4 protein-coding genes are annotated in these 9043 nt (G+C 67.9%); all 4 read left to right on the forward strand.

Going from position 1 to position 9043, the window contains the following annotated elements:
- The first annotated feature begins 182 nt into the window (after positions 1–182).
- The 4 genes from DQW85_RS32630 to DQW85_RS32645 all read left to right on the forward strand — a co-directional run bounded on the left by DQW85_RS32630 (position 183) and on the right by DQW85_RS32645 (position 8987).
- Complete coding sequence (locus DQW85_RS32630; protein ID WP_113703629.1) at positions 183–683, forward strand: hypothetical protein; 501 nt, start codon at positions 183–185, stop codon at positions 681–683.
- Positions 680–1177 carry a hypothetical protein gene (locus tag DQW85_RS32635; protein ID WP_240197570.1) on the forward strand — a complete coding sequence of 166 codons (498 nt, stop codon included), beginning with the start codon at positions 680–682 and terminating at the stop codon, positions 1175–1177. Before DQW85_RS32630 ends, DQW85_RS32635 begins: the two co-directional genes overlap by 4 nt.
- Positions 1178–1614: 437 nt before the next feature.
- Positions 1615–5094 (forward strand): DNA-directed RNA polymerase subunit beta, encoded by a 3480-nt coding sequence (gene rpoB, locus DQW85_RS32640; RefSeq protein ID WP_113703630.1) that lies wholly within the window; start codon positions 1615–1617, stop codon positions 5092–5094.
- A 17-nt stretch (positions 5095–5111) separates the two neighbouring features.
- Positions 5112–8987, forward strand: a complete 3876-nt coding sequence (locus DQW85_RS32645) for a DNA-directed RNA polymerase subunit beta' (RefSeq protein WP_113703631.1) — start codon at positions 5112–5114, stop codon at positions 8985–8987.
- The last annotated feature ends 56 nt before the right edge of the window (positions 8988–9043 follow it).

Genomic DNA, 9043 nt, shown 5'->3' on the forward strand with positions numbered 1-9043 from the left:
CCCGCGCCCCGCGGTCCTCAGCTGGCCCGCCCCGCGCCCGCGGTCCTCAGGCCGGCCCGCCACGCGCCCCGCGGTCCCTCAGCCGGGCCGGACGCCCTGCTGTGCGATATGCGGCGAATCCCGGGCCGGGGCCGCGGGCGCCGGGTTATGATCCGGCAACGGCGGGGAAGAGGTGAGCGGACGTGGCGGGTGTCTCTCCTCGGCCGGTCCGCGTCACGATCCTCACTCTCTCGGCGCTCCTCGTGCTGCTGGCCGCCGCGGCCCTGTGGATCGGCGTGCGGGAGCGTGACGAGCAGGCCCGGGCGGACGATCGCCGGGCCGCGATCGACGCCGCGGGCGCCCACGCGGTGAGCCTGCTCTCGCTCCACCACCAGACCGTCGACGCCGACGCCCAGCGCATCCTGGCCACCTCCACCGGAGCGGCGCGCAAGGAGTACGAGGCCGGCCTCGACAGGCTCAGGAAGACCACGATCGCCAACAAGGTGGTGCAGAACGGCGTGCTTCGCGCGGCAGGGTTGGTCTCCATGTCGGGCGGCACGGCGAAGGTCCTGGTGGTGGCCGATGTGGACATCCGGTGGGAGGGCTCGAAGTCGCCCCCGCAGGACCGGTTCTACCGGTGGTCGATGGACCTGGCCAAGGTGGGGAAGGTGTGGCTGGTGTCGAAGGCGGTGCAGGTGGCGTGAGAACCGCCGTGATCGCGCTGCTCGCCCTCGCCGTCCTCGGTCTCGGCGGGGTGGTCGGGGTGATGTGGTCGGACCTGCGGACCCTGCGCGACGCCGACGTGGCGGGGGCTGAGGCCGTGGTGGCCGCGCGGCGGATCGCGCCGGACCTGCTGTCGTACGACCACCGCACGGTGGAGCGGGACCTCGCGCGGGCCGCGGCGCACACCACCGGAGCCCTGACCGGCCATTACCGGCAGCTCGTCCAGACCCTGGTGGCCAAGGCGAAGGCGCAGAAGACCGTGCAGACGGCGACCGTGGCGGCGGCGGCGGTGGAGCGGGCCGAACCCGACAGGGTCGAGGTTCTGCTCTTCGTGAACACCGGTACGGTCAAGGAGGTTCCCGGCAAGGCTGAGCCTCAGCGGCAGATCACCAGGAACCGGGCGAGACTGGTGATGGTACGGCACGACTCCGGGTGGCTCGTCGCGGACCTGTCGACGCTGATCGGGACGGCCTGACAGGCCGGGCGCGGCGCTTCCTTCAATTGTTACCAAAAAATAGGTTTAGCGAAGCCGAAGAGGTGGGTACCTCAGTCACGACCACGTCGGTTGTCGGCATGGGTTGGGTCTTCGGTGTGACGGAGCGTTAGCCGCCCTCGTTCGCGGGTATCGTCTTTGGGCCTGGCGGTGAGCGCCCGATCACACAGGGGAGAAAACCCAGCGTCCGGGCCTCTAGTCGGCGGAAAGTCCGGCTTGTGGGCTTGACGTTTCCGCTCGAACGGGCGATGCTGCGACCAACGTGGAGCATGCAGCGAAGGCGAAGTGGACAGGCGTGTGCCGTTCGGCTACACTGCCCCTTTGCGCTGCCCTTTGACGACCCGCTCCGCTTGCTCACGTTGCGAGGTTGTCTGGCGTGCGCGTAGTCAGTCCGCCGCGAGCCCTCGGAAGGACATCTGTTGGCAGCCTCGCGCAACGCCTCCGCCGTACCCGCCGGTCCCCGTCGCGTCTCTTTCGCGCGTATCCAGGAGCCCCTCGAAGTTCCTGACCTTCTCGCCCTGCAGACCGAGTCCTTCGACTGGCTGCTCGGCAACGAGAAGTGGAAGGCCCGGGTCGAGGCGGCTCGCCAGGCCGGGCGCAAGGACGTCCCGACCCAGTCGGGCCTCGAAGAGATCTTCGAGGAGATCAGTCCCATCGAGGACTTCTCGGGGACCATGTCCTTGTCGTTCCGCGACCACCGGTTCGAACCGCCCAAGTACTCAGTAGACGAGTGCAAAGACAAGGACATGACCTTCTCCGCCCCGATGTTCGTGACGGCGGAGTTCATCAATAACACCACAGGTGAGATCAAGAGCCAGACGGTGTTCATGGGCGACTTCCCGCTCATGACCCCGAAGGGCACGTTCATCATCAACGGCACCGAGCGTGTCGTGGTCTCCCAGCTGGTCCGCTCGCCCGGTGTCTACTTCGAGCGCAACGTCGACAAGACGTCCGACAAGGACCTCTACGGCTGCAAGGTCATCCCCTCCCGGGGTGCCTGGCTCGAGTTCGAGATCGACAAGCGGGACAGCGTCGGCGTACGCATCGACCGCAAGCGCAAGCAGGCCGTCACCGTGCTTCTCAAGGCACTGGGATGGACCAACGAGCAGATCCTCGAGCGCTTCGGCCAGTACGAGTCGATGCGGGCCACCCTGGAGAAGGACCACACGGCCGGCCAGGACGACGCCCTGCTCGACATCTACCGCAAGCTGCGGCCGGGCGAGCCGCCGACCAAGGAGTCGGCGCAGACCCTGCTCGAGAACCTCTACTTCAACCCCAAGCGCTACGACCTCGCCAAGGTGGGTCGCTACAAGATCAACAAGAAGCTCGGGGTCGCCAGCGAGATCACGCAGGGCACGCTGACCGAGGACGACATCGTCGCCACGATCGAATACATCGTCAGGCTGCACGCCGGCGAGGAGTCGATGCCCGCCCACGCGGAGGCGCCGATCGACCAGGTGATCGTCGAGATCGACGACATCGACCACTTCGGCAACCGCCGCCTGCGCAGCGTCGGCGAGCTGATCCAGAACCAGGTCCGCCTGGGCCTGGCCCGCATGGAGCGCGTCGTCCGCGAGCGCATGACCACGCAGGACGTCGAGGCCATCACGCCGCAGACCTTGATCAACATCCGCCCGGTCGTGGCGTCGATCAAGGAGTTCTTCGGCACCTCGCAGCTGTCGCAGTTCATGGACCAGACCAACCCGCTGGCCGGCCTGACGCACAAGCGGCGTCTGTCCGCGCTCGGCCCCGGTGGTCTGTCCCGTGAGCGGGCGGGCTTCGAGGTCCGCGACGTGCACCCGTCCCACTACGGCCGGATGTGCCCGATCGAGACCCCTGAAGGCCCCAACATCGGCCTGATCGGCTCGCTGGCCTCCTACGGCCGGATCAACGCCTTCGGCTTCGTCGAGACGCCCTACCGCAAGGTCGTCGACGGCAAGGTCGCCGACCAGATCGACTACCTCACCGCCGACGAGGAGGACCGCTTCGTCAAGGCGCAGGCCAACACGGCGCTCAACCCCGACGGCTCGTTCGCCGAGGCCCGCGTCCTGGTCCGCACCAAGGGCGGCGAGACCGAGCTGGCCCGTGCCGAGGAGGTCGACTACATCGACGTGTCGCCGCGCCAGATGGTGTCGGTCGCCACCGCGATGATCCCCTTCCTGGAGCACGACGACGCCAACCGCGCGCTCATGGGCTCCAACATGCAGCGCCAGTCGGTGCCGCTGCTCAAGAGCGAGGCGCCGCTGGTCGGCACCGGCATGGAATACCGTGCCGCGACCGACGCGGGCGACGTCATCTGCGCCGAGAAGGCCGGCGTGGTCGAGGAGGTCTCCGCCGACTACGTCACGGTCATGAACGACGACGGCACCCGCACCACCTACCGTGTCGCCAAGTTCAAGCGTTCCAACCAGGGCACCTCGTTCAACCAGAAGCCCATCGTCGCCGAGGGCGACCGGGTCGAGGTCAACCAGGTCATCGCCGACGGTCCCTGCACCGACGACGGTGAGATGGCCCTGGGCAAGAACCTCCTGGTGGCGTTCATGCCGTGGGAGGGCCACAACTACGAAGACGCGATCATCCTCTCCCAGCGGCTGGTGCAGGACGACGTCCTCTCCTCGATCCACATCGAGGAGCACGAGGTCGACGCCCGCGACACCAAGCTGGGCCCGGAGGAGATCACCCGCGACATCCCCAACGTCTCCGAGGAGGTCCTCGCCGACCTCGACGAGCGTGGCATCATCCGCATCGGCGCCGAGGTCGTCCCCGGCGACATCCTCGTCGGCAAGGTCACGCCCAAGGGCGAGACCGAGCTGACCCCCGAGGAGCGGCTGCTGCGCGCGATCTTCGGCGAGAAGGCCCGTGAGGTCCGCGACACCTCGCTCAAGGTGCCGCACGGGGAGCAGGGCAAGGTCATCGGCGTCCGCGTGTTCAGCCGCGAGGAGGGCGACGAGCTCCCGCCGGGTGTCAACGAGCTGGTCCGCGTGTACGTGGCCCAGAAGCGTAAGATCACCGACGGTGACAAGCTCGCCGGCCGTCACGGCAACAAGGGCGTCATCTCCAAGATCCTGCCGGTCGAGGACATGCCGTTCCTGGAGGACGGCACCCCGGTCGACATCATCCTCAACCCGCTGGGCGTGCCCGGCCGGATGAACGTCGGCCAGGTGCTCGAGACCCACCTCGGGTGGATCGCCGCCAGAGGCTGGGACATCTCGGGCATCGAGGAGGCCTGGGCCGAGCGGCTGCGCGAGAAGGGCTTCGAGAAGGTCGACCCGCGCACCAACATGGCGACCCCGGTCTTCGACGGCGCGCACGAGGAGGAGATCGTCGGTCTCCTCGACAACACCATCCCCAACCGCGACGGTGACCGGATGGTCGAGCAGAGCGGCAAGGCGCGGCTGTTCGACGGCCGCTCCGGCGAGCCGTTCCCCTACCCGATCTCGGTCGGCTACATCTACATCCTCAAACTGCTCCACCTGGTCGACGACAAGATTCACGCCCGTTCGACCGGCCCGTACTCCATGATCACCCAGCAGCCGCTCGGCGGTAAGGCCCAGTTCGGCGGCCAGCGCTTCGGTGAGATGGAGGTGTGGGCGCTGGAGGCGTACGGCGCCGCCTACGCGCTCCAGGAGCTCCTTACGATCAAGTCCGACGACGTCCTCGGCCGCGTGAAGGTCTACGAGGCCATCGTCAAGGGTGAGAACATCCCCGAGCCCGGCATCCCCGAGTCCTTCAAGGTCCTCATCAAGGAGATGCAGTCGCTCTGCCTCAACGTCGAGGTCCTGTCGAGCGACGGCATGTCCATCGAGATGCGAGACACAGACGAGGACGTCTTCCGCGCGGCGGAGGAGCTCGGTATCGATCTGTCCCGGCGTGAGCCGAGCAGCGTGGAAGAAGTCTGAGGGGGAGATCGCGAACAATGCTTGACGTCAACTTCTTCGACGAGCTCAGGATCGGCCTCGCGACGGCCGACGACATCCGTCAGTGGTCGCACGGCGAGGTGAAGAAGCCGGAGACCATCAACTACCGGACCCTCAAGCCGGAGAAGGACGGGCTCTTCTGCGAGAAGATCTTCGGTCCGACCCGCGACTGGGAGTGCTACTGCGGCAAGTACAAGCGCGTCCGCTTCAAGGGCATCATCTGTGAGCGCTGCGGCGTCGAGGTGACCCGTGCCAAGGTGCGCCGTGAGCGGATGGGCCACATCGAGCTGGCCGCGCCGGTCACGCACATCTGGTACTTCAAGGGCGTGCCGTCGCGCCTCGGCTACCTGCTCGACCTGGCCCCGAAGGACCTGGAGAAGGTCATCTACTTCGCGGCCTACATGATCACGCATGTCGACACCGAGATGCGCGAGCGTGACCTGCCCTCGCTGGAGGCGAAGATCTCCGTCGAGCGGCAGCACATCGAGCAGCGCCGTGACGCCGACATCGAGACCCGCCAGAAGAAGCTCGAGGCCGACCTGGCCGAGCTGGAGGCCGCGGGCGCCAAGGGCGACCAGCGCCGCAAGGTCCGCGAGGGCGCCGAGCGCGAGATGCGCCAGCTCCGTGACCGGGCCCAGCGCGAGCTCGACCGGCTCGACGAGGTCTGGAGCCGCTTCAAGAACCTCAAGGTCCAGGACCTCGAGGGCGACGAGCTGCTCTACCGCGAGATGCGCGACCGCTTCGGCCGCTACTTCAAGGGCGGCATGGGCGCGCAGGCGATCCAGGACCGGCTGATCAGCTTCGACCTGGAGGCCGAGGCCGAGAACCTCCGCGAGACCATCCGCAGCGGCAAGGGCCAGAAGAAGGCCCGCGCCCTCAAGCGGCTCAAGGTCGTCTCGGCGTTCCTCAACACCACCAACTCGCCGCGCGGCATGGTGCTCGACTGCATCCCGGTCATCCCGCCGGACCTGCGCCCGATGGTGCAGCTCGACGGTGGCCGGTTCGCCACGTCCGACCTCAACGACCTCTACCGCCGGGTGATCAACCGCAACAACCGGCTCAAGCGTCTGCTCGACCTCGGCGCGCCCGAGATCATCGTGAACAACGAGAAGCGGATGCTCCAGGAGGCCGTCGACGCGCTGTTCGACAACGGCCGCCGCGGCCGCCCGGTCACCGGTCCCGGCAACCGCCCGCTCAAGTCCCTCAGCGACATGCTGAAGGGCAAGCAGGGCCGGTTCCGGCAGAACCTGCTGGGCAAGCGAGTCGACTACTCCGGCCGTTCGGTCATCGTGGTCGGCCCGCAGCTCAAGCTGCACCAGTGCGGCCTGCCCAAGCAGATGGCGCTGGAGCTGTTCAAGCCGTTCGTGATGAAGAGGCTCGTGGACCTCAACCACGCGCAGAACATCAAGTCGGCCAAGCGGATGGTCGAGCGCGCCCGCCCCGTGGTGTGGGACGTGCTCGAAGAGGTCATCACCGAGCACCCCGTGCTGCTCAACCGCGCCCCGACGCTCCACCGCCTGGGCATCCAGGCGTTCGAGCCGCAGCTGGTCGAGGGCAAGGCCATCCAGATCCACCCGCTCGTCTGCACCGCCTTCAACGCGGACTTCGACGGCGACCAGATGGCCGTGCACCTGCCGCTGTCGGCTGAGGCCCAGGCCGAGGCACGCATCCTGATGCTCTCGACCAACAACATCCTCAAGCCGGCCGACGGCAAGCCCGTGACGATGCCCACCCAGGACATGGTCATCGGCCTCTACTGGCTGACCACCCAGAAGGACGGCGCGCTGGGCGAGGGCCGGGTCTTCGGCTCGATCGCCGAGGCCCAGATGGCCTTCGACCGCCGCGAGCTGGAGATCCAGGCGAAGATCCACATCCGGCTCAAGGACATCCTGCCGCCGCGCGACTGGGTCGCGCCGGAGGGCTGGGAGCAGGGCGACCCGATCCGCCTGGAGACGACGTTCGGCCGGTGCCTGTTCAACCAGACGCTGCCGGAGAGCTACCCGTTCGTCAACTTCCAGGTCGGCAAGAAGCAGCTGTCCACGATCGTGAACGAGCTGGCCGAGACCTACCCCAAGGTCGAGGTCGCCAACTCGCTCGACGCGCTCAAGGACGCCGGCTTCCGCTGGGCGACCCGTTCCGGTGTCACGATCGCCATCGACGACGTCGTCGCGCCGCCCAACAAGTCCGACATCATGGAGAACTACGAGCGCCGCGCCGACAAGGTGCAGCGCGAGTACGAGCGCGGTCTGATCACCGACGAGGAGCGCCGTCAGGAGCTCATCGAGATCTGGACCCACGCCACGGCCGACGTCGAGACCGACATGGTCAACGCCTTCCCGGCGACCAACCCGGTCTGGATGATGGTCAACTCCGGTGCCCGAGGCAACAAGATGCAGGTGCGCCAGATCGCCGGCATCCGCGGCCTGGTGTCCAACACCAAGGGTGAGACGATCCCGCGGCCGATCAAGGCCTCGTTCCGCGAGGGCCTGTCGGTGCTCGAGTACTTCATCTCCACCCACGGACAGCGGAAGGGTCTGGCCGACACCGCCCTGCGCACCGCCGACTCGGGCTACCTGACCCGTCGTCTGGTGGACGTGGCGCAGGACGTCATCGTGCGCGAGATCGACTGCGGCACCGACCGCGCGGTCCCGCTGCACGTCGGCGAGCGTGACGCGTCCGGCGACCTGGTCAAGGCGGAGAACGCCGAGTCCAACGTGCACGGCCGCATCCTGGCCGAGGACGTCGAGGTCGACGGCAAGATCATCGCGGCGCAGGGTGTCGACATCAACGACAACCACGTCGCCGCGCTGGTCGCGGCCGGTGTCGAGACCGTACGCACCCGCAGCGCGCTCGTCTGCGAGGCCAAGATCGGTGTCTGCGCGACCTGCTACGGCCGCTCGCTGGCCACCGGCAAGCTCGTGGACGTCGGCGAGGCGGTCGGCATCATCGCCGCCCAGTCGATCGGCGAGCCCGGCACGCAGCTGACGATGCGTACCTTCCACACCGGTGGTGTGGCCGGTGCCGACATCACCCACGGTCTGCCCCGAGTCCAGGAGCTCTTCGAGGCGCGCATCCCCAAGGGTGTCGCCCCGATCTCCGAGGCGGAGGGCCGCGTCCGCATCGACGAGACCGACAAGGCCAGGAAGATCATCATCATTCCGGACGACGGTTCGGAGGAGATCTCCTACCCGGTCTCGATGCGCTCGCGCCTGCTCGTCTCCGAGGGCCAGCACGTCGGCGTCGGCCAGCAGCTGGTCGCCGGTGCCGTCAACCCCAACGAGGTGCTGCGCATCCTCGGCCCGCGCGCCGTGCAGCTGCACCTGGTGGCGGAGGTCCAGCAGGTCTACCGCTCGCAGGGTGTGTCGATCCACGACAAGCACATCGAGATCATCGTGCGGCAGATGCTCAAGCGCGTGAACGTGCTGGAGTCCGGTGACACCGACCTGCTGCCCGGCGAGCTCGTCGAGCGTCCGCGCTTCGAGCAGATGAACCGCGAGACGGTGGCGGAGGGCGGCGGGCCGGCCGCGGGCCGCCCGGTGCTCATGGGCATCACCAAGGCGTCGCTCGCCACCGAGTCGTGGCTGTCGGCAGCCTCCTTCCAGGAGACGACCAGGGTCCTGACGGACGCGGCGATCCACGCCAAGTCCGACTCGCTCCTGGGCCTGAAGGAGAACGTCATCATCGGTAAGCTCATCCCGGCCGGCACGGGCATGCCCCAGTACCGCAACATCCGGGTCGAGCCCACCGAGGAGGCCAAGGCCGCCATGTACACGGTGGGCGGCTACGACGGCTCCGCGGCCGACTACACCTTCGGCACGGGCAGCGGCGAGGCCGTCCCGCTGGAGGAGTACGACTTCGGCCAGTACAACCGGTAGTCCTTCACGGTCTGAGTTCGCCGCGCGCGCCCGGGTGCCTCCCAGAGGCCCCCGGG

The sequence above is a fragment of the Nonomuraea lactucae genome (assembly GCF_003313395.1).
Lineage (GTDB): Bacteria > Actinomycetota > Actinomycetes > Streptosporangiales > Streptosporangiaceae > Nonomuraea > Nonomuraea lactucae.